The organism is Serratia sp. 2723 (assembly GCF_050434425.1).
Taxonomy (GTDB): Bacteria; Pseudomonadota; Gammaproteobacteria; order Enterobacterales; family Enterobacteriaceae; genus Chania.
On sequence record NZ_JBNDIN010000004.1, the window covers coordinates 21,704 to 46,975 of the forward strand.

The following is a 25,272-nucleotide window of genomic DNA, read 5'->3' on the forward strand; positions in this document are numbered from 1 at the left end:
GGCAATAGGGTTTAAACAAAGCGGAACGCTTGTGCTATAACCAGCTTCGATGCCCGGCGTGCTGGGATAATGGATGCTATCAATGCCGTCACCAGCGGCAACGCACAGGCGAACCAGAACAGATTGAAGTCCTGATCCCACATCACAAAGGCCAGATAGCCCTGGGTATAACCAGGTGAAGGCGGCATCGGTATACCATTGATATTGATAAGCGCAGCGATAAGAATGCCGAAGCTGACGCTCAGCGCCGAGCCAATAATGCCAATGATGATCCCTTCCAACACAAACAAACGGCCGATATAGGCTTGGTTAAGACCGAGTGCGCGCAGCGTAGCGATTTCGCGGGTACGCTCAATGACGTTCATCATCAACGTGTTGCCAATCATGAACACCACGATGACGCTGACGATGGATTTGATAAACAGGAAGATCCCTTCAAACAGATTGACCACCTGATGATAGAAAATGGCCAACTCATCCCAGGTGCGCGCTTCCAGCTTGAGCTGATGCTGGTCAATTAACTGGTTGATCCGCGCCAATACTTCCTCGGTTTGATCGGTGTCCTGCAGCAGAATGATGATTTTACTGACATCCTGGGTCTGCAACAGACGCTGAGCCGTTTGCAGTGGCATCTTGATCGCCGTATCGTCATATTCTTTGATGCCGGACTTGAAGACCCCACGCACCTGAGAAGACATGGCGTTTTGCCCGCCTTGCGGGTCGACCACCAACATGTCGACCCAGTCGTCATAACCCGCCGACAAGGCATTGGCGATACCCGAACCCATGGTGATGTCCTGCTGCTCAACCCGCGACAGGTCACTGCCAGAAATGATTGTATCCAGCGAGCCCAGAACCAACGAGGTTAGAGGTTCGATCCCCACGCCGGTAAAGAAGGTGGAAGCCCCCTTGTCATACTGGGAGATGATGCCGGTAAACGCCAGTTGCCCGGTAATGGTAGCGATCTTCGGTGCAATCACCGGATCGGTCTGCAGCAGCTTTTTCACCTCATCGTAGTTATCGATGGTGTACTGCAGCGAATTGTTGGCTCCACTGCTGAGGTAGCCTTGCTGATAAAGTTGAATATGCCCCAGGTTGGTGCGGATGGTTTGTTCACGCAGCGCCCAGAACGAGTAATCGACAAACCCGCCAAAGATAAACACCGCCACCCCTCCCAGGGTGATCGCCAGTAGCGTCACCCCGGAACGACGGCGCTGGCGAAACAGGTTAAGGAAGGTGTAACGGATATCGGTAGGTTTACGGATCGCCGTCACGATCACCACCAACAAGGCATAAATGATAATAATGTTGGCAACCCAGAACAGGATATTCATCATAGCGGCCCCTCCGTCAGCGGCAGGATGATGGCTTTCAGTTCAGCAGGCGTCCATTCAGATGCCGTGCTGTCGCTGTGCTCGGACAGACGTTTTCCCTCCTCGCCCTGCTGTGCCAGCGCCGCCCAGGCCGCCTTGGCATCGGCCACACGATGGCAATTGGTCAGCGCACGCGCGGACATCAGCGTGATCATCGGTTGCAAATCAGCGGGTACCGCCGAGTTCTGCTGCAAATAGTCCAGGTCCTTCAAGGCGACGACGCAACGGCCATGGATAGCTGGAACAAATGCATCCATCCGCACACGCAGAAAGCGCATCTGCCAGTCGTTCTCTTCGCTTTCCGCCGCTTCATCTACGTAGAAAAAACCCAGTTTTGAGGTTTCTGCTGCTCGCATATAATTCTTCTTGGCCAGAAAATCCGTGGCCATAAACAGTTGTGCATAGCCATAAAACATTTTGGCAATGCGGCTCTCCGGGTGCTGTTGATATAAGGTTTGCAACTGGCTGGCCGCACTGGCCAACGTGCTCATCGGCGCTTGGGAATTAACCGCCAGGATCGTCTGTAAGCTGGGATTGCCCTGCGTTTCCGGCAAACCGGTGGCCTGCGATAGGCCACTGATCAACAACAATAAAGTGACAGTGTAACGCTTAAGCGGTAAGAAAATCATTTTCCAACTCCCCATCCCTGATTTCCAGCACCCGTTTGGCCCGATCGCGCAGCGTCAATGAATGGGTGGAAATAACAAACGTGGTTTTCAGTTCCTGATTCATGGTAAGCAGCAGATCGACGATCTCCTGCCCGGTACGGGTATCCAGATTACCGGTGGGTTCATCGGCAACGATCAAACGTGGGCGTTTCACCAGCGCACGGGCAATCGCCACGCGCTGTTGCTGCCCGCCGGAAAGCTCGCCGGGCGTACGTTTGTAGTGTGCCGCCAACCCCACTTTTTCGATCATGTCCATCACCTGATCTTGCGCCACGCGGCGGCTGAAGCCGTTTAGCATCAGTGGGTAATAAACGTTATCGAACACGCTCAGTACCGGCAGCAGGTTAAAGAACTGAAATACGAAACCGATGGCATCAGCACGTAGGCGAGCGGTTTGTTGGTCATTGAGCGTGGAAAGATCGTTACCCAGCAAATAGACATGACCACTGGTGGGATAATCGATACCAGCCATCAGATTGAGCAACGTACTTTTACCACTGCCGGATGGCCCACATAACGCGATAAACTCGCCGTCATGGATTTCAGTAGTAATCGAGCCCAGTGCCACAATGGTCCCCGGCCCTTTACCAAAGCGTTTGCCAGCCTGTTGCATCGACACCACAGGCAGAGGTTGTGCAGTATGTAGGGTGGTCATGATTTTCCCCGATGGTTTGACGGTAAGTGACAGGCTTGCGGTACCCAGTTTTCCAGCAACCAGGCACCTCCCTCACCGTCGAGCACACTCAACAGGCTGTGCCCGGTGATATTGCTTTGCAGTAGATACTGCCAGGCCAACGCCGGATTCATGCAGCCACTGTCGCCGTAGAGTTCACTGAGCGAGACGCAGGCCAAACCGGCAGGCAACTGTTCAAACGCTTGCCGCTGTAGAGCGCGAAATGACAGTGCCTGCGGTGTTACGCCCAACACGGCCTGGGTATCCGTAGCCAGATACCGCTTACAGTGGTCGGCCAGCTGCTGCGCGCGCTGCTGGGTGGAACCTGACAAGGGTTGATAATCACTCAAATGTAGAGCAACACCCTGGCCTGGTTGTTTCTTGAGGATCAGGCAACCGACACGCTCAACGCTGAACTGACTGTTGGCAGGGATCGGCCCCCGTTTGCCGGACGAAGGGAAGTGCTCAGTCTCAGAGAAAACCAACACCGGGAAACTGCGGAATTGACCACAGATGATGACATTATCGGCCATATTACTGTTCAGGCAGTCTTGTGCCATCCGCAAGGCATTCACCAGGCCGTTACGCTCACCGCGCAATTTGCAGGTGAAATCCTTGATGCCGTAATCCCGCACGATACCTTTGGGCAGAATATCGACGCTCAATGAGTCGCGCCAGCTGTTGACTCCTTCAAATATCGATGTCGCCCCCCAAGAATCACAATAAATCAATGCATTACGCTCATTTCGCAGGCGAAACTCCCCCTTGCTCCCCAACTGCGCCACCGCCTGACTACAGGCCACACTCATGCCGTTCAGCCAGTCACGATAATTGGCTTTACGCAACGCCTCTTCAGGCAGCATTTCACTGTCAATGCCGAAACGGCGGAACAACCACTGGTCGCTGCCCGCTTTGGCATTGGCTTTTTTATGCAACCAGGCTTCCCACACGTTGTACCAGCTAGGAAAAAACCGCTGCATCGGCGTGCTGGGTTCCAGCAGGGAAAACCCCACCAGATTGATGGCCGCCGCCGGTATCACTTGTTTAACCCTGTTCATCAGCATCCTCTCTGTGAGCGGTGATCACCATGGCGATGGCAGAACCATCCAGCCCGACGCCAGACTTGAGGATGTGCTGACGTTCCAGTGCCAACGGTGGGCTATCGGCATGAACATGAATTTGCAGACTGTCGTTAATCGGGTAACGCGTGGTCAGCGCCAGCAGACGACGTTGTTGTAACGCATCCGCCGCCAGCATCAGGTCCAGCAACCCACAACAGCTCTCCATGTAACCGACCTGCCCCTTGTAACTGACCACCGGAACCCCGCATTTCCCCCAGATTTTTTGCAGCGCCATGGCTTCTGCCTTGTCACTGGCGATCACCCCATTGGCATGAGGGAAAACGCAGGCGATATCCTGCGCAGTGAGCCCGGCTTCCAGTAGTGCCTGTTCAATCGTCTGAGCAATGGTGCGGAAATCAGCAGTGAAAGAACTGCTGCCCCTGGCACCGCCGCTCTGGCAAAACACTGAGCTGCGCAATTTGACAGGCGAAGTAAAGTTGCGCTGACGAGCGTGTTGCTCGCTTTCCACGATCAGCGCCACGACACCGTTGGCGGGTAGAATGCAACTGTTATGGCTGCTAAACGGTTGTGAGCCCTCTCCCCCCAGCATGTCCTGGCCGCCCAGGAAGATAATGTCCTGCGTCAACGTTTCAAGCCAGCCAACGACCAGCACCAAATCAACCTCATTGGCAGCAATGACCGAATGGGCCAAATGGACCGCCGCTAAAGAAGAGTTGCTGGCGCAATACATCGAAACCGGTGGCCAACTGAGCTGATAGCTCTGCATCAGCTGTTGCGCCAGCCGATCCTGGCCGTAACTCTTGGCATGCAGCCGTTTGATTTTTGGGAATGACCGCAGTTCTTCCTGATCGTTACGCTCCTGATACTCCAAAAAATCATCAATGTCGGGGCGCTCACCATGGCCTACCAGATAAACTCGAACCCGTTTTCCCTGCAATTGAGCCGTTGTCATCCCTGCTCCGGCAAGCGCCTGATTGATAACCGGTTGCAGACGGGTAAATACCGTACCGCCCGGCTGATGGTCGGCAACATGGTGTGGATTGCAACTCAAACGCAGATCCTGCCATTCACTGTCGGTTGCAAACCAGGGCTGCGGGCTGGCCAACCTTTTTTCGCTCAGGCCCTGGATCAGCGCCGGAAAATCCGGCGCATAAGCACTGGTGACGCCCCAACCACTCAGGACGACATTCTGAATCACGCCATACTCCTCAACACCACGGCATAGTGATTACCGCCTTCCGTTGCGCCGAGTACCAGAGCGTTACGGACGGTTTTCTTCAGCGGTTGGGTGACAAAGGCGATATCCTCCGCACAGAAGTTTTCGGTGTAAGGGATCGGCAGGATTTCACCCCGCTTCATAATTTCCGTGACCACTGCGATATTGAGGATACCGATGCAGGACTCCACCAGACCAAACCAGGCGTTATAGTTAACAAATGGCAGGTTACGGCGAGCTTCACCGAAGGCGCTACGGATCGCCCCAATCTCAACGGCATCACCGGCGGCAGTACCATCACTGGTACCACAGATCAGATCCACCTCTCCCGGTTCCATGTCGGCTTCGTGCAATGCCTGACGAATGGCCACCGCCATGGACTCGATCCTGGCTGGCATATCATCCCTGGCAAAGTAGCAGCCATCGTTGGACTTGCCATAACCGACAATCTCGGCGTGAATGTGGGCACCACGATCCTGTGCATTCTGTAAATCTTCAATCAGCAGCATGCCCGCACCTTCACCCGGGATATAGCCTGTGCTGTTCTTGCTGTAGATCTGGAAATCGGCCGGATCGTGTGTCACTAGCAGATCGCTGTTCAGCGCCTGCAGGCAGATGGCGAAGGTGTTCATATTCTCATCCGCCCCCCCTACAATCATCTGCGGTTGCAAATCCTGGCGGACCAACTCGTAGCCGTAAGTCAATGCGCCCAATCCGGCATTGATACCTGTGGCCAGGGAGGTGTTATAGCCCTTGAGCCCTTCGGAAATGGAACAGAAGGTCGAAATGGCATTCATCAGCGCACCTGGAAATTCGGAGGTCCGCACTTTGGTTGGGTCCGGATGCAGGCTTTGCAGGTAACGATCCACCGTCGAATGCGGCCCTTTGGACATGCCAAGGATCATGCCGATCGTCTGACCGTCCCGTTTGATCTTACGCCCGGCGTCGGTCATGGCTTGGGTAAGGGCTAGCAAGGCAAAGGTACTGATGGTATTGGCTTTACGCGGATCAAAGCGGCGTAGTGCCTTACGGGCATCCAACCCTTGCACCCGATGCACCCCACCCGGTTTGTTCATATCATATGCCGCATTCTGTTCGCCGAAGCGATCACGAATGTAGGCTGCCACTTCCTGGTTTTGCAGCATGACATCGAGTATTTCACGAAATCCCTGGCGGGCATCGTCATCGAGCGTCGGTGAGAAAAGTTGTGACAGTGGCTCTTGCCCCTGCGCCCACATTTTTTCCAGCATGCTTTGCAAGGTGTGGCCCACGGAACTGACCGCCCCCATGCCGGTGATCGCGACTCGTTTGGGTTGATAATGCGTTACCGGGCTCTGCTCTGGCTTGACGCTGGCAACCACACAGCAGTTGTTACCGCCAAAGGCATAGTTGTTCTTCATGAACATCTTGACTTCGGCTTCCTGGAACTCGTTAGGCACGTAGTTGAGATCGCAGTTCGGGCGCGGCGTAGTGAAGTTGAGCGTTGGCAGGATCTTGTTATCCGGCAATGTCAGGAAGCAGGCGGTCAGCTCAATGATCCCGGCGGCACCGATATTGTGTCCCACATAAGCCTTGGTTGAACTCACCGGAATATCCATGATATTCGGGAAGACCTTCTTCATGGCCAGCGTTTCGCAACGATCGTTAGCGTCCGTGCCAGTACCGTGGGCGTTGATATAATCAATATCCTGCGGCCCGATCCCTGCATTCTGCATCGCATGGCGCATCACCTGTACTGCCCCTTCGGCCCGTGGGTCTGGGGCCGTTTCGTGATAGGCATCACAAGAGGTGGCGTAAGAGACCATCTCGCCATAGATCGTCGCGCCACGAGCGACGGCATGTTCGTATTCCTCCAGCAACAAAGCGCCTGCACCTTCGCCAACCGACATCCCTGGGGAGCCGGAGAACGGGCTGGACGGCGTACGTTTCATGGCATGGAGCGCGTAAAATCCGGCAAAGGTCGGCATATAGACAGGCTCGGTGCCAACCACCAGAACCGTGGCATTCTTGCCGTTCTGGATCTGGTCAAAGCCAATCCCCATCGCGTTAGTACTGGCCGTACAGGCGGTAGCGACCAGTTCAAAGCCCCCTTTCAGCCCCAGCAGAGAAGAGACAATGGCGCTACAGGAAGAGAAATTGCCGGAGACCATGGCCTTCTTCAACGAGAAGCGTTCCGTCTGACGTTCGATCAGCGGCATAAATGGCTCGGTACCGGCAGAGGAAACGCCGATGATCAGCCCGGTTTTATCCCGTAGTTCTCCGCGTGGTAACTGCCCTTGCTGCAAAGCCTCATCGCCGACCTTATAGGCCCACAACGAAGCATTATCCAATGAGTCAACGATATCAGCAGGGAGATCGGGCCAACTCAGAGGCTGTAATACCTCGGAGGCATTCGCATCCTTGAACCATTCGAGGTACTTTTTGCTGGGCTTGATCCCGCAGGTTTTATTCAGCAGTGCCTGTTTGAACTCGGCAACGTTATTAGCAATGGAAGAGAGGTGCCCCATACCGGTGATCACCACTCGTTTACGCGTGACTGTCATAGTGTCTGTCTTCCGTGTCAGCAAACCAGAAATCGAATGTGAGTGCGCCATGTTGCCATGGCGCAAAATAACGTGATGTTTTAGGATATGTTCGGCTTACCCGTTCTCTTCTCTCAGTTTTTGCCATTCAAGCTGTTGCAGCAGATCTCGCGGGCGCGAGCTGTCAACATAACTGTGTTCTGAAGGATTAATCAGGAAGCTGTAGTTATGGGCGAAAGGCACCGCCGATGTCGTCACCGCTACCGGGCCATTAGCCGTCATCACGTGATAGCCATCAATGTTTGCCCAGGCCCAGGCGTCGGTCAGGAACAAACGGCCCAGACAGGCTTGCAGATCTTCAGAGTAGTCGCAGACGATCACTTCACCGATGCAGTTACCGTCAAACATCACTTTATCGCCGCGCTGCGGGATAGCGTCCGGTTTCCCGGCAATGCTCATCCCCACGATACGGTGGCTGATGCCCTGCTCTAAGCGTTCGCTCAAACTTGCCAGGCCGGTGAAAGCTTCTTTGTCGTAACGCACTGCCCACTGCATTTGCAATGCGATCGGGCAGCCGGTGTAGGCGTTGAACATGTCAGGTTCCCAGCAAGGGTTTTCCAGGCGCACTTTCCGCTGGTAATTCAGCCCGCCGGTACGCATGTCGTACTTCTCGCCATCCTCCAGCATCTGGGTCCAAACATCGGCCAGCAGATCCTGTGGCCCCATCAGTTTGTAAGAGAACTCGCCATGCTTGCCGCAGCGCAGCAGGATCAGATCGTCCCCAACGTGCATGTGTTCCTGATATGGCAGGCCAATCACGTCCATCCCATAGACTTCAGCCAACAGTTCCCAGGCGTATGGCCCTTCAAAGTGCAATATGCCCCACTCTGGCGTCAGCGATTCGATTGAGTCGATATCCTCAAATTCGTCTTCATTGCCTGCCAGCTTGGCACGCAGCATCTCGCACAGCTTTTCACCGCTGACCCACTCCGACAGCAACAGAAAACGTTCGTCATCACAGGCGATATACAGGTCGGTAATGATATTGCCTGCATCATCGAGGATCAGGCTGTACATGGCTTGCTCATCACGGATCGATGAAACATCGCCGGAAACCAGTTGGTTGAGCAACGACCAGGCACTGTCACCGCTGATGGCCGCGATGCCAAAGTGAGAGTAGTCGGACAGCAGAATGCGTTGACGTACCGCCTTGTGCTCCTCCTCCGCTGTAAAATAACTCAGGGGAATGGCAACGCCGTTACGCTCCCCCATTACCGCCCCGTGCTGCTGATGAATGTCAGTGAGTTTAGTCATTCCTTGTCTGCTCCTGTTGCTGATCCGTTGGTGGTTTCCCCCTGATTGGCAATAACAAACGAAGTCAGGGTGTTGACGCTACGCATGTAGGACGAATCGTCACCTTCTGTTACACGGATGTCGAAAATTTCATCAAGCAACACGATGACCTCGGTGGCATCCACCGAATCCAGCTTTAACCCACTACCAAACAGTGGTGTATCATCGTCAATCTGGTTGACTTTCTGATAGAGGTTCAGGCGTTCTATTAGCCCCGTTTTGATTTTCTCCAGCACAGACTTGCGCTGTTCAATCATTTCAATAAGCGCGATGTTACTCATAGCGGCATTACTCCCTGTTAGTTAAACGTACATACCTTTGCCTTCAGCCAGAATGCGATCGGTGCGATAATTGACAATACGCCCGCTGCACGCCACATTCCGGCCAACCCGCGCCTCCACTTCGTAGTGATGGAACCCGTTCATATCGGCGAACATCAGGCGGCTGTTGACTTCAATGGTGTCGCCTGGCGCGACCATGCTTTTATATTTGACGTCCTGAGAGGCCAGCACGCCTAATACGCGTGCCCTTTCGGCGATCACTCGTGCCGTGCCTTCTGGCGTCTGCAGCGCCCGTGATACCTCCTCAAATTTCTTCAATGGTTGCTGGGTTTCACGCTCATGCAACTGGCAGAAATCGTTCAGTAGACTCAGGTATTCACTAGACTGGCCGAAGATCTCGGCGATCATCACGCCAGGCATTACCGGGTTGTCTGGAAAATGCCCCGGAATATAGGATTCATTAAAAGTGACGTGCTTGATCACGGTAATGGAACCCCTTTCTCCCGGTGAAAAGTCCACGATGCGGTCAACCATAAATATCGGTGCACGCCAAGACCCCATTTTTAGCAGCAGATTGGGCTTGACTAAGCTCTTGTTATAATTAGCCATACAACATTCCTGTCGATTAACGCATCACCAAGCCGCCATCGGCCACCAAAGTCTGACCAACGATATAGCTGGATGCGTCTGAACTTAAGAAAGCCACCACGTTGGCGATCTCGTCGATACGACCAAGACGTTTCAACGGGATAGCGGACGTAACGTCGCGCACTATTTGGCGCGGCACCTTTTTCACCATTCTGGATTCAATCATCCCCGGAGCCACGGCATTGACACGGACCCCCTTCGAGGCCATTTCGCTGGCCAAAGTGCGGGTAAAACCAATAATGCCAGCCTTGGCAGCACTGTAATTGCTCTGGCCGAAGCTGGAGGTGATGCCAGATATCGAAGATATATTCACCACCGTTGAATTGCGGGCATGACGCAATAATGGCAGCAGCCGTTTGGTCATGTTAAAGGTGCCATACAGATTGACCCTGATGACCTGATCAAACTCTTCATACGTCAGCGCAGAAAATACGTTGTCTTTGTAGATCCCGGCATTATTAATCAGCACATGCACCTCATGAGCCAGTTTCTCTAGCTCATTGGCCAGGCTGGACACCTCACTGACATCGGCAACATTGCACTGCAGGATATGCAGATTATCACCCTGCGGATGGGAGGATTTTAATTTTTCCAGACCGCTATTATCATGGTGGTAAATAGCGAAAACCTTAGCCTGCTGCTCGAGATAATTCTCACAAATAGCCAAACCAATATCACCACTGGCGCCGGTGACGACCACATTTTTACCCCCGATATCGGGATAGTGAAACATAGTTATTCCCTTATTTTATAATTAACCCAATGCCGCTGCGGCAATGGCATGTGACTGACAATGAGAAATGCTCAGCGTGGCGTGAGTCAATTTTTTTTCCTGCATCAATCTGGCAAATTCACCGCTAAAGAAATAATAAGGGCAACCCAACTCATCGTGTCTGATTTCGATGTCGTGGAATAGGATCCCCATACGGAACCCGGTACCAAGGGCTTTCACCGCAGCTTCTTTGGCCGCCCAGAAACCAGCCAGTCGTTCGACGTTTTCGCTCAAATCCCCAAGCGCCTGCTGCTCTGTCGGGGTTAACAAACGCTGTGCCAGCCTATTGCCACTACGTATTAACGCAGTGTTTACCCGTGCGATCTCAATAATATCCACACCAAGATTCATCCTTCCTGACTCCCATCGTCAAATCCATTTAAGCAGCTTCGTGTGATAGCGACATAATACGCAGTTACAATATGGCAATGATGGTAGACCCTATGATGCAATAAAATTGCAATAGGATATTGTCTGTATTGCTTGACGAGAATGTTATCGCGAAATGTTTAAAACAATCAATAATGCCTCAGTAAAAAATACCACTAACAAATAAAATAGAATATTATCCTATCTATAAGGCAAATATTCAGAATAAAAAACCAAAACGCCATTTTGGCTAGTTGTATATATCATTTTTTTATTAATTAAACGGGATTTATTTTTATAAGAAAGATCCTGCAAACCAGGATCTTTCAAAAAATCAAGGGATTTAATTGAGATTAAATTAAGAAATAACCTAATTTGAAATATTTTTACCTTTCTATGCCATTCTAAAAATGGCCATTATTTAACTTACACTACATCTTATTTATCTTGATGAACGATAAGTGCTGGATAATTTTGCATCATGTCCTACATTGAGTTGGTGCATAATATTTAAACAGGAGGAGTTTTCAATCAATAATGCACTGCTCAATAATGCACCACTAAAATTCAAATTCAGCCCGAAAAAGGACTACCGTCAAGCGAACATCACCTCTGGTGAGCCTGAGTTTCGAGAGGCTCCTCTCCCTCTTTTCCTATTGGTTACTCATTTTTTAATCATTAATCTCTTCGGCATATCAGGTCAGTCTGTTACTCTGCCGGACAGAAGCTAGGGCTCAGGTTCACCAGCAGAATCGGCCAGACTATGAAAAACACCGTATACCCCCTGAAATATAAGATATTTCCGGTTCAAATTTCGGACTATAGCGAGTTGAACTGACCATACTCTGCGGTGCAGAATGCGCGCAGATGAAATGGAGGTTCGGATGTACCAGATGGGAAATATCATTAATCAGCAGATGGCGGCTATCTCGCCCCAGGTGCTGACGGTGTTGGAACAAAAGCTGGCAACGGCTCAGGAAAAGATTGCACTGTGCCTTAACGGTATGGCTGCCTTGATCCTGCAAAACACCCGCGACTACCTGCATCGCAATGACAACACCTTCCGTTTCCGCCAACTGGTCGGTCGCACTCCCCCCCTCGAATTGCATTTTCTGGATGAAGCACTGGGTAAATTCAGCCCAGCATTGCTGACGATGGTGCTTGGCCACAAATTGAAACACCTCACCCAACTGTTTGTGAGTTTTTATATGCTGGAAAAACAGGTCGCCGAACGGCTGTTTTCCGTGGCCTCCACAGTGGTATTTGGCCTGTTGGGCCAATATCTGCGCCAACGTTCCCTGCAATCACCGTCGTTAAAAAGCTGGCTTGAGTGGCAGTTGCCGCAGATTACCGCCGCCCAGCCAACGGCGGTGCTCAACCAGCTACCTGCTCTTATCCCAGCCGATCCGGCTGTTTCCCGCACCGGATCGCTGGCGCGCCCCAAACGCCGTATCTGGCCGTGGCTAATGCTGGCGCTGCTATTGGTATCGCTACTGTTCTCACTGCGCGGTTTTAGCGTGTTACAACCCATGCAGACCAGCGATCAAAGCGATGTTACCTACCGCCGGTTGGCCGATGGCAAGCAGCTCCTGCTGTCGCAACCTAGCGTCGAGAACCAGCTGATCACCTATATTGAGAGCAATGCTCCCACTAGCGAAAAGCGTTGGTTTACACTGGATCGCCTGCGGTTCGACACCAACCGCACCGAGTTAACCCCTGCGTCACAGGAACAACTGAGGAATATCGTCGATATTCTGCGCGCTTACCCGAATGTGGAGATCCAACTGGGGGCATATACCGATCTGTCGGCCAATGAACAGATGGATCGGCGTTTATCGCAGGATCATGCCGATGCGGTACGCAGGGCGTTGGTAAAAATGGGGATTGGGGAAAGCCGTATCAGTGCAGAAGGTTTCGGCTCGGCTAACCTCTTGGTGCCTAACGATAGCGAAACCAATAGTGCCAAAAACCTCAGGATCGATCTGCGGGTGATGGAGAAGTAATGGCCCCTCACCCTAACCCTCTCCCAAAGGGAGAGGGAACCGACCGTGCTACATCTTGGCGATAGCATTCGTCCTCTACACCTGTTGGAGAGGGAATCGATTGTGCTACATCTTGGCGACAGCATTCGTCCTCTACATCAGTTACGGATTAATGCCTGTCATGAATACAACTCCGTACTAGCTTCCTCTCCCTGTGGGAGAGGGTTGGGATGAGGGCTCGGCTACCGCCACCACCTTCAACGGTTGGGCATCCGGCAAGATATTCATATGTTCCAGTACCTGGGCCATAATCTTGCCAAATACCGGCCCCGCCACCGAGCCACCAAAGTGTTTGCCTGCCTTGGGGTTATTGACCATCACCACCAGGGCCACCTGCGGATCGCTGGCCGGTGCCACGCCTGCGGTATAGTTGATATAGCCGCCATCATACTTGCCGTTTGGCCCCATCTTCTCAGCTGTACCCGTCTTGATCGCCAAGCGATAACCAGGCACTGCGGCACTGAGGCCGCTCCCCCCAGGCAACGCATCGCTCTCCATCATATGCACCACGGTTTTTACCACCTCAGCTGACATGACTTGCTGCCCCATGACCGGCGGCGTCACTTTAGTGATGGAAAGTGGACGATAAACACCGAATGAACCGATGGTGGCGTATTCACGCACCATCTGCAGCGGCGTAACGCGCAAACCGTAGCCAAAGGAGAAGGTGGCTCGCTCAATATCGGCCCAGCGTGCGCGGTGAGCGGGTAAATAGCCGCTACTTTCGTTACCCATCCCCAGATCGGTTGGCCGCCCAAGACCAAAACTGCGATAAACGTCGGGCAACACCGTGGCGGGTAGCGCCAACGCAATATGCGAAACCGCAATATCGCTGGATTTTTGCAGCACGCCGGTAATGGTCAGTTTCGACCAATGGCCCACGTCTTTGATCAGATGGCCGTTCACCGTATAAGGCGTAGTATCCAGCACGGTATCAGGCCGGATCAACTTATGATCCAACCCCACCATCACCACCACCGGTTTAACCGTCGAGCCGGGTTCAAAGCTGTCGCTGCTGCAGACATTATGTATGTCTTTCGCCGGCGTATTGGCATAGTTATTGGGGTTGAAAGAGGGATAGCTGGCCATACCGAGGATCTCACCGGTACTCACCTTCACCAGCACCGCACAGCCAGAGTCGGCCTGGTTCGCGAGCACTCCATCGCGGATTTGCGAAAACAGCACGTACTGAATAAATTTGTCGATGCTTAGCGTCACGTTCGGTGGCGGCACCGGGTCAACGTTTTTGATCACACCGATGACCGCACCGCTGCCGTCTTTCTGATAGACACGCAGGCCGTTTTTACCCTGCAACAGCGGGTTGAACCCCAGCTCAATCCCCTCCAGTCCCTGGTTATCCTGCCCCACAATGCCAATCAGCCCGGCAGCGTCTTGCCCCATGGGATAGAAACGGCTGAAGTCCTGCTCGGTGCTAACGCCGGTCAGGTGCAGCTTACTGATATAGGCCGCATTGTCATCCTCCACCTTACGTGCCAGATAGACAAAGCGCTTACGGGCGTTGGCCTGGATCAGGTGCTGAACATCAGCAAGCGGCATTTTCAACACGTTGGCCAAACTTTGCCAACGGTCGGTGCTGGTATCGGTTTGGGTATCGAGAATATGTTTGGGATCCAATACGATATCTTTGGAAGAAACGCTGACCGCCAGCGCCTCATCGTAACGATCGGTGATCATCGCACGGTTGGTGGGCACTACCTGGGTACGAATTGAACGCTGGTCAGCCTGATCGGCCAACTGTTGATGTTCCAGCAGCTGTAAATAGCCAACCCGGAACATCAATAGAAAAAAGCAGACCAAGATGCCTGCACAAATCCAGCCAAAACGCGCCGTCGAGTAGTTTTTACCGTTTTTCTTGGTTGGAGAAGCCACTGTTAAACCTGCGATTTAACTTGTTATTTATCAGCTAAGTCTAACCTGAGCCAGATTGCCAGAAGGTTGCAGTTTGTAAGAAAGTAAAAACAAACGCGTTTAATGTTGCACTTCGTCACTGTCTCCCAGCAACGTCTCTGTCCCCACGGTTCCAGACAACAGTTGATAGCCCTGACCCAGCAGCGCTTGGGTGGCCTTTGCCATATCCGCTACGCCAAATCTCCTTAGGGATTAACGACTTTGCTGCCGCAGCCGTATCGGCGTATAGCCATAGCTCGTTTTGAAACGGTGGCTGAAATGGCTGGCCGAGCTGAAACCGCAGTCCAGCGCAATCTGGGTTAGCGGCATCAGCGTGTTGCGCAGTAATTTCTCCGCCTGTTGCAAACGTACCTGCATCACATACTGATGCGGTGCCTGTCCGGTGCTGTGTTTAAACATGCGGGCAAAATGAAACTCGCTCAATTCTGCCTGAGCAGCCAAGTCTGCCAGCACCAATGGTTGATCGAGATGGTGATCGATAAACTCCTGTACCCGTTTCAGTACGCCCGGAGCCAGCCCACCACGCACGCTGGGCAGCCGCCATTGCAACTGGGTGTAGCGCTGGAGCATATGTGACATCAACAGCGTGGAAGCACTGCTCAATGCCAGCTGGTTGGCACGATCTTGCCAGTCGTGATTAAGTAAAAACTGGCGATACAGCAATGTGATCTGCGGATCTTCCGCAAACGACAGCGGCTCTACGTTGATAGACGCCGGGCTGCGATCCCAGGTCTGCTCCACCAAATGGCGCAAATGCTGGTCGGTACAATACAGATGAACAAAGGAGAGATTGCTGCGTACATCCCAGGTGGATTCGTAATGACGCGGCATGATGCAAAAGCGATCCGGGCCGCCGCCGTTCTGCCACCCCCCTGGCACCTTCTGATAGCACTCATAACCATCCGCCACATACAGGCTAAGGGTGTGGTGATCGGCACTTTCCTGGGTGATACGGTCGTTGCAGTTGGACCAGGCCGCCAATTGCACGCCAGATCCCAGCTGCACGCTGTTGTGCAACCGGGCTTTATGTTGGTGCAGTGTTTCAAATGCCAGGTATGCCATAGCTGCCCTATTCCTGTGATCCAAGCCGTTCCAGTTTAAAGAGTGGCAGCGCGGGATGCCAGTTGTCACCGGGCGCTTTTAACAAAAAAAGCGCAAGAATATGCAATTGGCCGCAAAAGGCTGAAATCGTTACGGCGCTAAAAGATGAATACTCCCGCTCTCATTACAAGGAGAAGCTATGAATACGCTGCTGTATCTTGCCGTGGTGCTGATTTGGGGCACCACCTGGATTGCGATTACCCTGCAACAAGGCACGGTTGCGATCCCCGTTTCGATCGGTTACCGCTTCCTGCTTGCTGCCGCCGTGATGTGGCTGGCCATGCTGGCGCTACGCCGTCTGCGGGCCATTAGCCTGCGGGACCACCTGTTCTGTATGTTGCAGGGCTGCTGTGTGTTTGGCTTTAACTTTTACTGTTTCTACCTGGCGGCGGCCTATATCAGCAGCGGACTGGAATCGGTGATTTTCTCGATGGCGGTGTTGTTCAACGCAGTTAACAGCATGATTTTCTTCCGCCAACGCCCTAGCCCCAACCTGCTTCCTGCGGCGCTGTTGGGCATGATCGGCATCGTGGCGCTGTTTTGGCAGGATCTGATGGCGACTCAGATGGCGCCAGAATTGCTCAAAGGGATCGGGTTGAGCGCTCTGGGTACCTACGGTTTTTCTCTGGGGAATATGCTCAGCACTCGCCATCAACGCCGTGGACTGGATATGCTTTCCACCAATACCTACGCCATGAGCTACGGCGCACTGCTGATGTTTGCCATCGCACTGGCACAGGGCGCTTCATTGCAGCTCGAGTTCACCACTCACTATCTGGGCTCGCTGTTCTATCTGGCGATCTTTGGCTCGGTGATCGCCTTTGCCGCCTATTTCACCCTGTTAGGCCGCATCGGCTCAGGCGCCGCTGCCTACAGCACCTTGCTGTTCCCGCTGGTGGCGTTAACGATCTCCACTCTGTATGAGGGTTACCAGTGGCATCTGAATGCAGCGATCGGCCTGTGCCTGATCCTACTCGGCAATCTGGTGATGTTCTCCAAACCGGGGATGTTGACGCTACATCGCAGGCGCCAAGCAGCTCGGTGATATTGTCACTTAAAAGTGGCGATATTGCTGAACTCGGAGCGGTCGAACATATGTTGACCCCGAGCTAACCGATTGATTGTCTATCTGGGCGCAGCATGCAGCGCCCCTACAGAACCCCGTTCAGGCCTGTCGCAGGAAGCTCTCTATGCTCGTTGCCAGGGCGAGCGGCACTTCATTCATTGGGTAATGGCCTGAATTCTCAAGTATTTCCAGTTCAGCCCTCGGATACCATGCAAGGTAGGTGGAACGCATCAGATCCGTGTTGAATGTCGGATCATGCTCCCCGATCAGCACCTTAACTCTGTGTGGTAAACCCTGTACCTCTGCGCTGAAATCGGTGTTACTCCATGCATTCAAGTAAGCGGCAAAAGCTGCTCTGGACGAACGCTCCATGGAATACTCAGCTTTCCAGTCGATCCACGATCGTGAAAGGCGTTGTCCAGTACTACGATTGATTATGGCCCTTCTATTCTCGATGCTATCAGCTGCGCCATTAAACAATGCTTGCCCTACAGGGTCGAAAGCCACACCACAGCAAGGGACCGGTGCTACAGGAATTAACACACGCACACGCTCAGGGGCCAGGGTCGCTACACGTTCAATTGCCATTCCGCCCATCGAGTGGCCTATCAAGCTAAACGTGTCGAATCCAAGCTCATCTGCAAGGGATAAGGTATCGATCGCAATTTCATCCATGCTATAAGTGCCAACTGCGGAGCTCATGCTCCCGTATCCACGGTAGTTCATAAAGATATAAGTAAATTCATCGCGGCTGAGGGCGTCCTCCATTGGCGCAAAAGCATGGCAATCACCAAACCACCCGTGAAGAACAATGACAGGATGCGGACCACTACCTACTCGGTGAAACGTGTTAGACATATCGACTCCTAATAAACTGAATGTGCCAGATGATTTCGTTACCGTAGCCATTGTAGGATCCGCAGTACCAGCTCGCTTTCAATATTGAGTCAATTATTATAGAGTTTGGGCCATGCGTAATACGTTACTCGACCCCTACGAAGACATTCCACGAATTGCCGTAGTCACAGCAAATGACTATCCGGCGTCTTCGATTTTTCCCTCCCATACACATCGTCGCAGCCAGTTTGCCTATGCCGCTTCCGGGACGATCAGCGTGTTTACGGCGCACGAAAACCTGGTTGTTCCACCACAGCGGGCATGCTGGATACCTGCAGGCATAGACCATGAGATGCATATGCGTGGCCCTGTGACCATGTTGAACGCATTTTTCACCCCGGACGCGGCTCGTGCCGCAGGCCTATCCAATGACTGTCGGGTAGTTGGAGTGTCTCCGCTTCTACAGAACCTGTTAGTACAGGCAGTGGATTTGCCTGCGCTCTATGACCTGAATAATAGAGAAGGCAAGATCATGTCTCTGTTGCTTGATGAAATTGCCGCTATGCCATCGCTGTTGCTAAATACTCCGTTGCCAGGCGAACCTCGTTTAGCCCGACTGTGCCGTCAACTGATTGAAAATCCCTCGCTTTCTATCGATATCAACAAAATGGCTGCTGAGGCAGGCATGAGTCGGCGCACTTTCACCAGAGTGTTCCGGACCCAAACTGGGGTGAGCTTTACTGAGTGGCGCCAACAAGCCTGTTTGCTGGCGGCTATCACCCGCCTCAACAATGGGGAATCGGTTACTCGCGTTGCGCTGGACCTTGGCTATGGGAGTTCAAGTGCCTTCACGGCACTATTCCGCCGTGTACTTGGCGTGCCACCCAGCCTATACCTTGAAAAATAGCGAAAATCAAAGTGGTAAGGTTGCCGAATGTATAGGAGGGCCGTACCGCGCCCCTAGTGACTCCGGTGACTGAATTTCTGCACTGATATCGTCACTTCACTCCGGTTGGACAAGTATCTGCGACGTCGTCAAGCCCTTCGGTTTGACGTTCGAAGCGGATCTTGTCGACAGGAGCATCGTGGTTAATGGTCAGAACATAGATACCGTCAAAATCACTACCCGACCATTTGGCCACCTGCTGGGGATCGCCTCCCTCTGCGGTGATAATATTTTTTACCACCTGTACCAGGTTGTGATGTTCCCAAGAGACATACACCACGGCATTGCGGAAACGATCGTCCAGCAGAGCCGTCTGCAAATCAGCGATGTCATCGGCGTGATACTGGATATTTACCGGCAGCGAAAGACGAATGGCCGCTGGGGTGATGGTGGTCAATGCCCGCATGGAGCTGCCCAGCTTATTTTTCTTGGGGCCAGCGGCATAAATGGCCTCAGGCTTACCGAAGCGGGAGATCAAGACCTCCGGCAGTGCCAAGGCGCGGTTAAAACCTTTGCAGGTCAGTTGACCACTGTTATTGTCTGGCTTCTCACCGTGGCGAACGAAAACCAGGGTTTGCTCACTCCAGGCTGCCCCTGCCATGCTGAACAGCAGTAACGCCAATACGCCATTTTTAAACGCTTGCTTCATGGTTCTTTCCACTCATATTTACCCTTAAGAGCACCACCAGGTAAGACCTAATGAACCAGTTAACCCATCACTAATCCCAGCACCGCCCCACCCGCCAGGACCCATAATGGATGAATACGTTTATTCATACTCAGCAGCGTCGCTAACACAATTAATATCGCTAGCCGCCAGTTGGTCGCCGAAGCCTGCGCAATCAGCACGCCGCTGGCGGCAACCAGCCCGACCGTAACTGGCACCAGCCCAACCTGAACGATACGCCTCCAGGGTTTATCTTTAAAACGCCGCCATACGCCCATCACCAGAATGGTGACAATGGACGACGGCCCAAACTTGGCTACGGAGGAAACCAACAACCCGGCCCAGCCCGCAACGTGCCAACCAATCAGCGGCACGATCATCATATTCGGCCCCGGAGCCGCCTGCGCCATGGCGAACAGTGCGCTAAATTCCTGGGCGCTCATCCATTGATGCACTTCCACCACCTGGCGCTGCATTTCCGGCAGAATGGTAAAGCCGCCGCCAAACGCCATCAGTGAAAGCTCGGTAAAAATGATCGCCAACGAGATTAGCACCGCCATCATGAAGGTTTCCTCCAGGCCAGCAGAATACTTAGCGGGGCCAGCACCAGCATGGTAGGCAGCAATGGCAAGCGTAACCAGGCAATCGCCACCAAAGCAATGGCGACAATCGCTAACGGCAACCATTTCCCCCACAGCGGCAACAACATTTTCAAAGCGGTAGAGAGCAGTAAACCCGCCGCCGCTGCGGCTAAACCGGCAAACACGTGTTGCACATGGGCATCGTTTTGGTAGCGGGCATAAATCACGCCCAGGCCGACCACAATCGCCGTTGGGGCACAGATCAGCCCGAGCAAAGCACATAGCGCGCCACGCAGTCCGCGAAACTCCATCCCCACCGCTACGGAAAGGTTAATGACGTTGCCACCCGGCAGGAGCTGGCACAATCCCAGCAGCTCGGTGAACTGCTCAGCAGTTAACCAGCGGCGTTGTTCCACCAACATGCTGCGCGCCAGCGGCAGCACCCCGCCAAAGCCGATCAGGCCAAGCATCAGAAAACCGGTAAACAGTTGAGTATTGCTTGGTGGCTTTGCCATTTCATGGCCCCGTAGCGCATTAGGATCTGACATTGTGTTTCCCACATTATCTCAGTTGTTCTCTGGCATAATGCACGCGGCCAAGCCTCGATGTCTAATGCATTTCGGAACCATTATCACCAGGTGGCAGAAACGGTGAACTCGCTGTTGAACGAGCTTAATCGTACCGATCGACAATCCGCGTCAGATGGATGACCAAATACAGTTGCTCGTCGTTGGACATCTCCATTTCCAGCAGATTTTTCACATAGTCACGGATCACCTGTGCGCAACGATAGGCCTCGGGATACTCTTTCGTCGCCTGCGAGAACAGGAAATCGTCTTTCGACTTTACCTGTTTGTTATCGATCATCCGTTGAATGAAAAACTGCATATGCAGCAAGAAACGCGAATAATTGAGCGAGTCCGTGGCAATATCGATACGGAAATGGTATTTGATGATGTTGAAGATATCCTTCAGCATCTTCACCGCCAACAACGTGTGCTCCATGCTCTGCACGTCGGTCTGGCCATTGACCAGGTGAAAGGCAATGTTCCCCGCCTCTGCCTCAGGCAACAGGATATTCAAACGCTGGTTGATCTGCGCCAGCGCCTGTAATGCCACGGCAAACTCCTGCGGATAAAAGCGTTTTACCTCATGCAACAACCGGTTCTGAATGATGATGCCTTTACGGCAGCGCTCAATAGCAAAGCTGAGATGATCCACCAGGGTGAAAAAGATCTGTTCGTTGACCCGACCACCAAGCTGGCTGTTGGCCAGCCTGAGGATCATCTGCACCAGTTCAATATGCTGCTCCGGCGTGGCTTCTATCAGGCGTAGATGGTCGTGACCGGTTTGACCGTTCTGCACCACATAGACTTTTTCTATGCTGGCCGCAGCCAGCACATCTCCCACTTTGCTGTTAAACCCGATGCCCTTGCCCATCACGATAACTTCGCGGTTATCGCTGTCGGTGGACAGCACCAGGCTGTTATTGAGCACCTTGACGACTTTCATCATTGCATTGTGTTACCCACGTTGTTGGCCGTTCGAGGCAATCAGGCGCTGATACCAGGCGAAACTGTTCTTCTTGATACGCCGCAGATCGTGCAGATCCTGCTCGCCCCGGTTGACATAGATAAAACCATAGCGCTTGGCATAGCCCTGATGCGTACTGACCAAATCGATTGCCGCCCATGGGCAATAGCCCAACAGTTCTACGCCGTCGTTAATTGCCAACTGCATCTGTTCGATATGCGCACGCATAAAATCGATGCGGTAATCATCATTGATGATATCCCCGGGCAATAGCTGGTCCGGCGCGCCGATGCCATTTTCAGTAATTAATATCGGCAGATGATAACGTTCATAAACCTTGCGCAACGTCAGCCGCAGGCCCACGGGGTCGATCACCCAACCATAGCGCGTTTTGTCGACATACGGGTTTTCCGCTGCCCGATACACGCCCGGCTCACCCAGCATGATTTGCTGATCCCCTGCACGAGCCGTGATGTCAGAAGCATCGCCACGGCTGGCAGCGATGGTGGCGGTGGAATAGTAGTTTATTGCTACATAATCCGGCTTTCCTTGCAGCAGTAACTCCGCATCCCCTTCCTCAATCAGCGGGGCCAGACCGCGATCCTGCAAATATCGCCAGGCCAACGCATTGTATCGGCCATGTACCGCAACATCCAGAAAGCTCCAGCAGCGCAGCGTTTCCCAGTTGTGGGCGGCGATGGCATCCAACGGATGGCAGGTTGCCTGATACATGGAAGTGGTATTGATCGCCGGGCCAATTTTCCCCTCAGGGCAGCGCTGATGGCACAAGGCCATGACTCGCGCCTGTGCCACCAGCATATGGTGGCTTTGTTGATAAAGCACCGACTTCGTAGGCAGTTCGCCGCCCTTTGGCACACCGATGGCTCCAGGGTGCAGGATCATGGTGTTCTGCTCGTTGATGGTCAGCCAATACTTGACCTTGTCGCCAAAGGCAGTGAACAACACGTCCGCATAGTCCACGAAGGCATCGATAGTTTGCCGGTTGCTCCAACCTCCCTGTTGTTCCAGCACATAGGGAAGATCGAAATGGTAGAGCGTGACCACCGGTTCAATGCCGTGCTTGAGCAGTTCATCGATCAGGCCACGATAAAACGCCAGGCCAGGCTGATTCACCTCGCCCGTGCCGTTGGGCAAAATACGCGTCCAGGCAACGGAGAAACGGTACGCCTTCAGCCCTAATTCGGCAAACAGCTTAACGTCCTCACGGAATCGGTGGTAATGATCGCTGGCCACCTTAAAATCCGCCGTTTCGGTCGGATGATCGAGCATATCGACAATTGAAGGGCTTTTACCATCTGCGTCCCATGCTCCTTCAACCTGATAAGCCGAGGTTGAGGCTCCCCACAGGAAGCCTGGCGGAAAATCGTTCAGCTGTTGGTAAATCATGTTGTTAGCTCCTCAATATTCAGCGCGACAATTTGCTCACCAAAGTTCACCGGGCCAGGCTGCCGGTAGCTCAGGTGCGGATACTGCTCGCTGTTGACCACCAGCACTGGGGTGATGATGTCGTAGCCCAGCGCGGTAATGGCGGCAATATCAAAACGCACCAGTTCATCACCTATGTTCACCCGATCGCCCACCTGCAGTTGAGAGCTGAAATGCTCACCGTTGAGATTGACGGTATCGATGCCGATATGCATCAGCACTTCCATACCGTTATCGGCCTTGATGCCCACGGCATGTTTCGAAGGCAGGAAAGTCACGACTTCCCCATTCACGGGGGCACACAGCACGCCTTGCTCAGGCACAATCGCCACGCCCTTACCCAACAACCCTTGCGAGAATACGTCGTCATTCACCTGCTCCAGCGCCAGCAGTTGGCCTGCTAGCGGGCTGTACAGCAACGCGTCATCACCAGACGGTGCGCTGTCTGTGACTGTTGCCTCCTCTTCATCAACCGGATCCTCAAAACCCAGGATCCAGGTCAAGGCAAAGGTCACGACGATGGCGATGACGCAGGTAATAAGAGCGTGCACGATATTCAGCGGATTTTCGCCGATAAAGGCCGGTAATGCCGCCAACCCCGGCGAAACAAAGGCATAACGCACCAAACCGCTAACACCCGCGTAAACGCCGGCACAGCCGCCGCCGATCATGGCCGCGATCAGCGGTTTACGCAGTTTCAGCGTGACACCGTACAGTGAAGGCTCGGTGATCCCCAACAGCGCGGTGAAACCGGCGGATGAGGCCAACTGACGCAGATTTTTGTTCTTGGTGCGGAACGCCACGCACAGGGTTGCCGCACCCTGGGCAATGTTGGAAGCCAACATGCCGGGGCCATTAATCATCTCAAAACCGTTTTTACTCAACTGCCCGGTGGCGATAGGCGTCATCGCCCACGCGGTGCCGGTGATCACCAGGAAAGGTTGCAGCCCGCCCATTAACATCGGGATCAACCAACTGGCCTTGCCATCGATAACCGCCGCGCCGCTGGCCACCAGGTCGTTGAGGAAAATGCCGAACGGCCCCACCGCCACCAAGGCTAGCGGCGTAGTGACCAGTAAGATGATCATCGGCTTGGTGAAGAATTTAATCATGGTCGGCGAGACTTTTTCGGCAAAGCGCTCGATATAGGACATCAGCCACACCGTGAAGATGATCGGCAGCACCGAACCGGCATAATCGGCCAACCGCACCGGGATGCCAATGAAATCGATTGGCGAACCGGCTGCCAGCATCTGGGCAAGATTCGGGTGCAGCAAGGCTCCCGCGATGGTCATGGCCAGAATAGGGTTACACTCAAACTTGATCGAGGCCCCATAAGCCAATAGCACCGGCAGGAAAAAGAAGGCGGCATCGGCGATGGTATCCAGCAAATGGTAAGTTGGGCTGGCCGCGCTGATCGCCCCAGTTAACTTGAGGATCGCCAGCAGCGCTTTGATCATCCCCGCGCCGGTGATAGCCGGGATCACCGGCGTAAAGGTGGTCGAAATCACGCTGATAATCTGCGTAAAGACACCGCCCTTGGCTTTGCTTTTCGGCTGTCCGCCCGCTTTGCCCTGCGGTTGGCCAATCGCTTTTTGCAACGCGCGGAAAGTCTGCTGCACGTTGTTGCCCACCACAATCTGGAACTGGCCACCACGCTCGACCACGCTGATCACGCCGGGCAAAGCTTCGATCGCTTTCGCCTCTACCCGACTATCGTCGTTAAACTCCATCCGCAGGCGGGTGGCGCAGTGCGTCAGCTTGCTGACGTTAGCCTTCCCCCCGACCAGTACCAATATATCCAAGCCCAACTTGTTATAATCCATAGGTTTTCCCCGGCAAAAAAAGCAAAAAAAAGACCAAAATGAAAATGCTCCCCTTCGGCAGAAGAAGTGCATTTCTATTTTGGTCTTGCCTGCTTGCGCAGTAACACGCCATCATAAAAATGATTGGTAGCTGATTAGGCTACGGCGCAAGTAATACCGCGGACACGATCGCCAGGCAACCCACAACGGTAAGCTTTGTGATTCGTATCACGATTAGCCGCAGGAAAACTCGCCAGCGATCCAACGAAAAATTATCAAACTCTCCCGCGACCTACTGTAGCCATGCCCTTCAATAGGTTAAACTTCTCTACCTCGGCGAGTTACCTCTGCCGACCGTTGCG

General features: G+C 53.3%; 23 protein-coding genes. 3 read left to right on the forward strand and 20 right to left on the reverse strand.

Annotation, left to right across the window (positions count from 1 at the left end):
* Window positions 1–11 precede the first annotated feature (11 nt).
* From ABIE29_RS07185 to acpS, 11 genes are all read right to left on the reverse strand, one after another.
* The gene (locus tag ABIE29_RS07185) at window positions 12–1,337 is read right to left on the reverse strand and encodes an ABC transporter permease (protein WP_429617596.1); all 1,326 of its coding nucleotides are present in this window, start codon (window positions 1,335–1,337) and stop codon (window positions 12–14) included.
* On the reverse strand, window positions 1,334–2,002 hold the full coding sequence (locus tag ABIE29_RS07190; protein ID WP_429617598.1) for a hypothetical protein: 669 nt from the start codon (window positions 2,000–2,002) through the stop codon (window positions 1,334–1,336). Before ABIE29_RS07190 ends, ABIE29_RS07185 begins: the two co-directional genes overlap by 4 nt.
* Complete coding sequence (locus tag ABIE29_RS07195; protein WP_429617600.1) at window positions 1,983–2,696, reverse strand: ABC transporter ATP-binding protein; 714 nt, start codon at window positions 2,694–2,696, stop codon at window positions 1,983–1,985. Before ABIE29_RS07195 ends, ABIE29_RS07190 begins: the two co-directional genes overlap by 20 nt.
* On the reverse strand, window positions 2,693–3,772 hold the full coding sequence (locus ABIE29_RS07200) for a hypothetical protein (RefSeq protein WP_429617602.1): 1,080 nt from the start codon (window positions 3,770–3,772) through the stop codon (window positions 2,693–2,695). The genes ABIE29_RS07195 and ABIE29_RS07200 overlap by 4 nt, the downstream gene beginning before the upstream one ends.
* Window positions 3,759–4,994 carry a beta-ketoacyl synthase N-terminal-like domain-containing protein gene (locus ABIE29_RS07205; protein ID WP_429617604.1) on the reverse strand — a complete coding sequence of 412 codons (1,236 nt, stop codon included), beginning with the start codon at window positions 4,992–4,994 and terminating at the stop codon, window positions 3,759–3,761. Before ABIE29_RS07205 ends, ABIE29_RS07200 begins: the two co-directional genes overlap by 14 nt.
* The gene (locus ABIE29_RS07210) at window positions 4,991–7,555 is read right to left on the reverse strand and encodes a beta-ketoacyl synthase N-terminal-like domain-containing protein (RefSeq protein WP_429617607.1); all 2,565 of its coding nucleotides are present in this window, start codon (window positions 7,553–7,555) and stop codon (window positions 4,991–4,993) included. Before ABIE29_RS07210 ends, ABIE29_RS07205 begins: the two co-directional genes overlap by 4 nt.
* Window positions 7,556–7,651: 96 nt before the next feature.
* Window positions 7,652–8,848 carry an aminomethyltransferase family protein gene (locus ABIE29_RS07215; RefSeq protein ID WP_429617610.1) on the reverse strand — a complete coding sequence of 399 codons (1,197 nt, stop codon included), beginning with the start codon at window positions 8,846–8,848 and terminating at the stop codon, window positions 7,652–7,654.
* Complete coding sequence (locus ABIE29_RS07220) at window positions 8,845–9,168, reverse strand: acyl carrier protein (RefSeq protein ID WP_429617612.1); 324 nt, start codon at window positions 9,166–9,168, stop codon at window positions 8,845–8,847. The genes ABIE29_RS07215 and ABIE29_RS07220 overlap by 4 nt, the downstream gene beginning before the upstream one ends.
* Before the next feature lie 21 nt (window positions 9,169–9,189).
* Window positions 9,190–9,777: a 3-hydroxyacyl-ACP dehydratase FabZ family protein gene (locus ABIE29_RS07225; RefSeq protein ID WP_429617614.1), complete on the reverse strand. Its 588-nt coding sequence runs from the start codon at window positions 9,775–9,777 to the stop codon at window positions 9,190–9,192.
* A 16-nt stretch (window positions 9,778–9,793) separates the two neighbouring features.
* The gene (locus tag ABIE29_RS07230) at window positions 9,794–10,549 is read right to left on the reverse strand and encodes an SDR family oxidoreductase (RefSeq protein ID WP_429617617.1); all 756 of its coding nucleotides are present in this window, start codon (window positions 10,547–10,549) and stop codon (window positions 9,794–9,796) included.
* Window positions 10,550–10,570: 21 nt separating this feature from the next.
* Window positions 10,571–10,927 (reverse strand): holo-ACP synthase, encoded by a 357-nt coding sequence (gene acpS / locus ABIE29_RS07235; RefSeq protein ID WP_429617619.1) that lies wholly within the window; start codon window positions 10,925–10,927, stop codon window positions 10,571–10,573.
* 914 nt (window positions 10,928–11,841) lie between these two features.
* Here acpS and ABIE29_RS07240 point away from each other — a divergent pair.
* On the forward strand, window positions 11,842–12,960 hold the full coding sequence (locus ABIE29_RS07240; RefSeq protein WP_429617622.1) for an OmpA family protein: 1,119 nt from the start codon (window positions 11,842–11,844) through the stop codon (window positions 12,958–12,960).
* A gap of 177 nt (window positions 12,961–13,137) precedes the next feature.
* Here the strand turns inward: ABIE29_RS07240 and ABIE29_RS07245 are convergent, their stop codons facing one another.
* Both ABIE29_RS07245 and ABIE29_RS07250 read right to left on the reverse strand, forming a co-directional pair.
* Complete coding sequence (locus ABIE29_RS07245) at window positions 13,138–14,889, reverse strand: penicillin-binding transpeptidase domain-containing protein (RefSeq protein WP_429617625.1); 1,752 nt, start codon at window positions 14,887–14,889, stop codon at window positions 13,138–13,140.
* Between the two features lie 231 nt (window positions 14,890–15,120).
* Window positions 15,121–15,990, reverse strand: coding sequence for a helix-turn-helix domain-containing protein (locus ABIE29_RS07250; RefSeq protein ID WP_429617628.1), 870 nt, complete (start codon window positions 15,988–15,990; stop codon window positions 15,121–15,123).
* 178 nt (window positions 15,991–16,168) lie between these two features.
* On the opposite strand from ABIE29_RS07250, the gene ABIE29_RS07255 reads away from it, so the two are divergent.
* A complete protein-coding gene (locus ABIE29_RS07255; protein ID WP_429617630.1) occupies window positions 16,169–17,074 on the forward strand; it encodes a DMT family transporter in 906 nt (301 codons plus the stop codon).
* A gap of 120 nt (window positions 17,075–17,194) precedes the next feature.
* On the opposite strand, the gene ABIE29_RS07260 is transcribed toward ABIE29_RS07255, so the two are convergent.
* Complete coding sequence (locus ABIE29_RS07260) at window positions 17,195–18,004, reverse strand: alpha/beta fold hydrolase (RefSeq protein ID WP_429617633.1); 810 nt, start codon at window positions 18,002–18,004, stop codon at window positions 17,195–17,197.
* A gap of 61 nt (window positions 18,005–18,065) precedes the next feature.
* Between ABIE29_RS07260 and ABIE29_RS07265 the strand changes: the two genes are divergently transcribed.
* A complete protein-coding gene (locus ABIE29_RS07265; RefSeq protein ID WP_429617636.1) occupies window positions 18,066–18,839 on the forward strand; it encodes a helix-turn-helix domain-containing protein in 774 nt (257 codons plus the stop codon).
* A gap of 91 nt (window positions 18,840–18,930) precedes the next feature.
* On the opposite strand, the gene ABIE29_RS07270 is transcribed toward ABIE29_RS07265, so the two are convergent.
* From ABIE29_RS07270 to ABIE29_RS07295, 6 genes are all read right to left on the reverse strand, one after another.
* Window positions 18,931–19,527 carry a histidine phosphatase family protein gene (locus ABIE29_RS07270; protein ID WP_429617639.1) on the reverse strand — a complete coding sequence of 199 codons (597 nt, stop codon included), beginning with the start codon at window positions 19,525–19,527 and terminating at the stop codon, window positions 18,931–18,933.
* A 59-nt stretch (window positions 19,528–19,586) separates the two neighbouring features.
* Window positions 19,587–20,108 carry a chromate transporter gene (locus tag ABIE29_RS07275; protein ID WP_429617641.1) on the reverse strand — a complete coding sequence of 174 codons (522 nt, stop codon included), beginning with the start codon at window positions 20,106–20,108 and terminating at the stop codon, window positions 19,587–19,589.
* Window positions 20,105–20,674: a chromate transporter gene (locus ABIE29_RS07280; RefSeq protein ID WP_429617643.1), complete on the reverse strand. Its 570-nt coding sequence runs from the start codon at window positions 20,672–20,674 to the stop codon at window positions 20,105–20,107. Before ABIE29_RS07280 ends, ABIE29_RS07275 begins: the two co-directional genes overlap by 4 nt.
* A gap of 124 nt (window positions 20,675–20,798) precedes the next feature.
* The gene (gene licT / locus ABIE29_RS07285) at window positions 20,799–21,638 is read right to left on the reverse strand and encodes a BglG family transcription antiterminator LicT (RefSeq protein ID WP_429618059.1); all 840 of its coding nucleotides are present in this window, start codon (window positions 21,636–21,638) and stop codon (window positions 20,799–20,801) included.
* Window positions 21,639–21,650: 12 nt separating this feature from the next.
* Window positions 21,651–23,066 carry a glycoside hydrolase family 1 protein gene (locus tag ABIE29_RS07290; protein WP_429617645.1) on the reverse strand — a complete coding sequence of 472 codons (1,416 nt, stop codon included), beginning with the start codon at window positions 23,064–23,066 and terminating at the stop codon, window positions 21,651–21,653.
* A complete protein-coding gene (locus tag ABIE29_RS07295; protein WP_429617647.1) occupies window positions 23,063–24,931 on the reverse strand; it encodes a beta-glucoside-specific PTS transporter subunit IIABC in 1,869 nt (622 codons plus the stop codon). The genes ABIE29_RS07290 and ABIE29_RS07295 overlap by 4 nt, the downstream gene beginning before the upstream one ends.
* Window positions 24,932–25,272: the final 341 nt, after the last annotated feature.

Bases quoted from the DNA above. Each gene is read 5' to 3' on its own strand.
- ABIE29_RS07280 (WP_429617643.1), bottom strand. From the start codon at position 20,674: ATGTCAGATCCTAATGCGCTACGGGGCCATGAAATGGCAAAGCCACCA.
- ABIE29_RS07215 (WP_429617610.1), bottom strand. From the start codon at position 8,848: ATGACTAAACTCACTGACATTCATCAGCAGCACGGGGCGGTAATGGGG.
- ABIE29_RS07200 (WP_429617602.1), bottom strand. From the start codon at position 3,772: ATGAACAGGGTTAAACAAGTGATACCGGCGGCGGCCATCAATCTGGTG.
- ABIE29_RS07230 (WP_429617617.1), bottom strand. From the start codon at position 10,549: ATGTTTCACTATCCCGATATCGGGGGTAAAAATGTGGTCGTCACCGGC.
- ABIE29_RS07260 (WP_429617633.1), bottom strand. From the start codon at position 18,004: ATGGCTACGGTAACGAAATCATCTGGCACATTCAGTTTATTAGGAGTC.
- ABIE29_RS07190 (WP_429617598.1), bottom strand. From the start codon at position 2,002: ATGATTTTCTTACCGCTTAAGCGTTACACTGTCACTTTATTGTTGTTG.
- licT (WP_429618059.1), bottom strand. From the start codon at position 21,638: ATGAAAGTCGTCAAGGTGCTCAATAACAGCCTGGTGCTGTCCACCGAC.
- ABIE29_RS07255 (WP_429617630.1), top strand. From the start codon at position 16,169: ATGAATACGCTGCTGTATCTTGCCGTGGTGCTGATTTGGGGCACCACC.
- ABIE29_RS07275 (WP_429617641.1), bottom strand. From the start codon at position 20,108: ATGATGGCGGTGCTAATCTCGTTGGCGATCATTTTTACCGAGCTTTCA.
- ABIE29_RS07220 (WP_429617612.1), bottom strand. From the start codon at position 9,168: ATGAGTAACATCGCGCTTATTGAAATGATTGAACAGCGCAAGTCTGTG.
- ABIE29_RS07195 (WP_429617600.1), bottom strand. From the start codon at position 2,696: ATGACCACCCTACATACTGCACAACCTCTGCCTGTGGTGTCGATGCAA.
- ABIE29_RS07240 (WP_429617622.1), top strand. From the start codon at position 11,842: ATGTACCAGATGGGAAATATCATTAATCAGCAGATGGCGGCTATCTCG.
- ABIE29_RS07185 (WP_429617596.1), bottom strand. From the start codon at position 1,337: ATGATGAATATCCTGTTCTGGGTTGCCAACATTATTATCATTTATGCC.
- ABIE29_RS07210 (WP_429617607.1), bottom strand. From the start codon at position 7,555: ATGACAGTCACGCGTAAACGAGTGGTGATCACCGGTATGGGGCACCTC.
- ABIE29_RS07225 (WP_429617614.1), bottom strand. From the start codon at position 9,777: ATGGCTAATTATAACAAGAGCTTAGTCAAGCCCAATCTGCTGCTAAAA.
- ABIE29_RS07295 (WP_429617647.1), bottom strand. From the start codon at position 24,931: ATGGATTATAACAAGTTGGGCTTGGATATATTGGTACTGGTCGGGGGG.
- ABIE29_RS07270 (WP_429617639.1), bottom strand. From the start codon at position 19,527: ATGAAGCAAGCGTTTAAAAATGGCGTATTGGCGTTACTGCTGTTCAGC.
- ABIE29_RS07250 (WP_429617628.1), bottom strand. From the start codon at position 15,990: ATGGCATACCTGGCATTTGAAACACTGCACCAACATAAAGCCCGGTTG.
- ABIE29_RS07265 (WP_429617636.1), top strand. From the start codon at position 18,066: ATGCGTAATACGTTACTCGACCCCTACGAAGACATTCCACGAATTGCC.
- ABIE29_RS07290 (WP_429617645.1), bottom strand. From the start codon at position 23,066: ATGATTTACCAACAGCTGAACGATTTTCCGCCAGGCTTCCTGTGGGGA.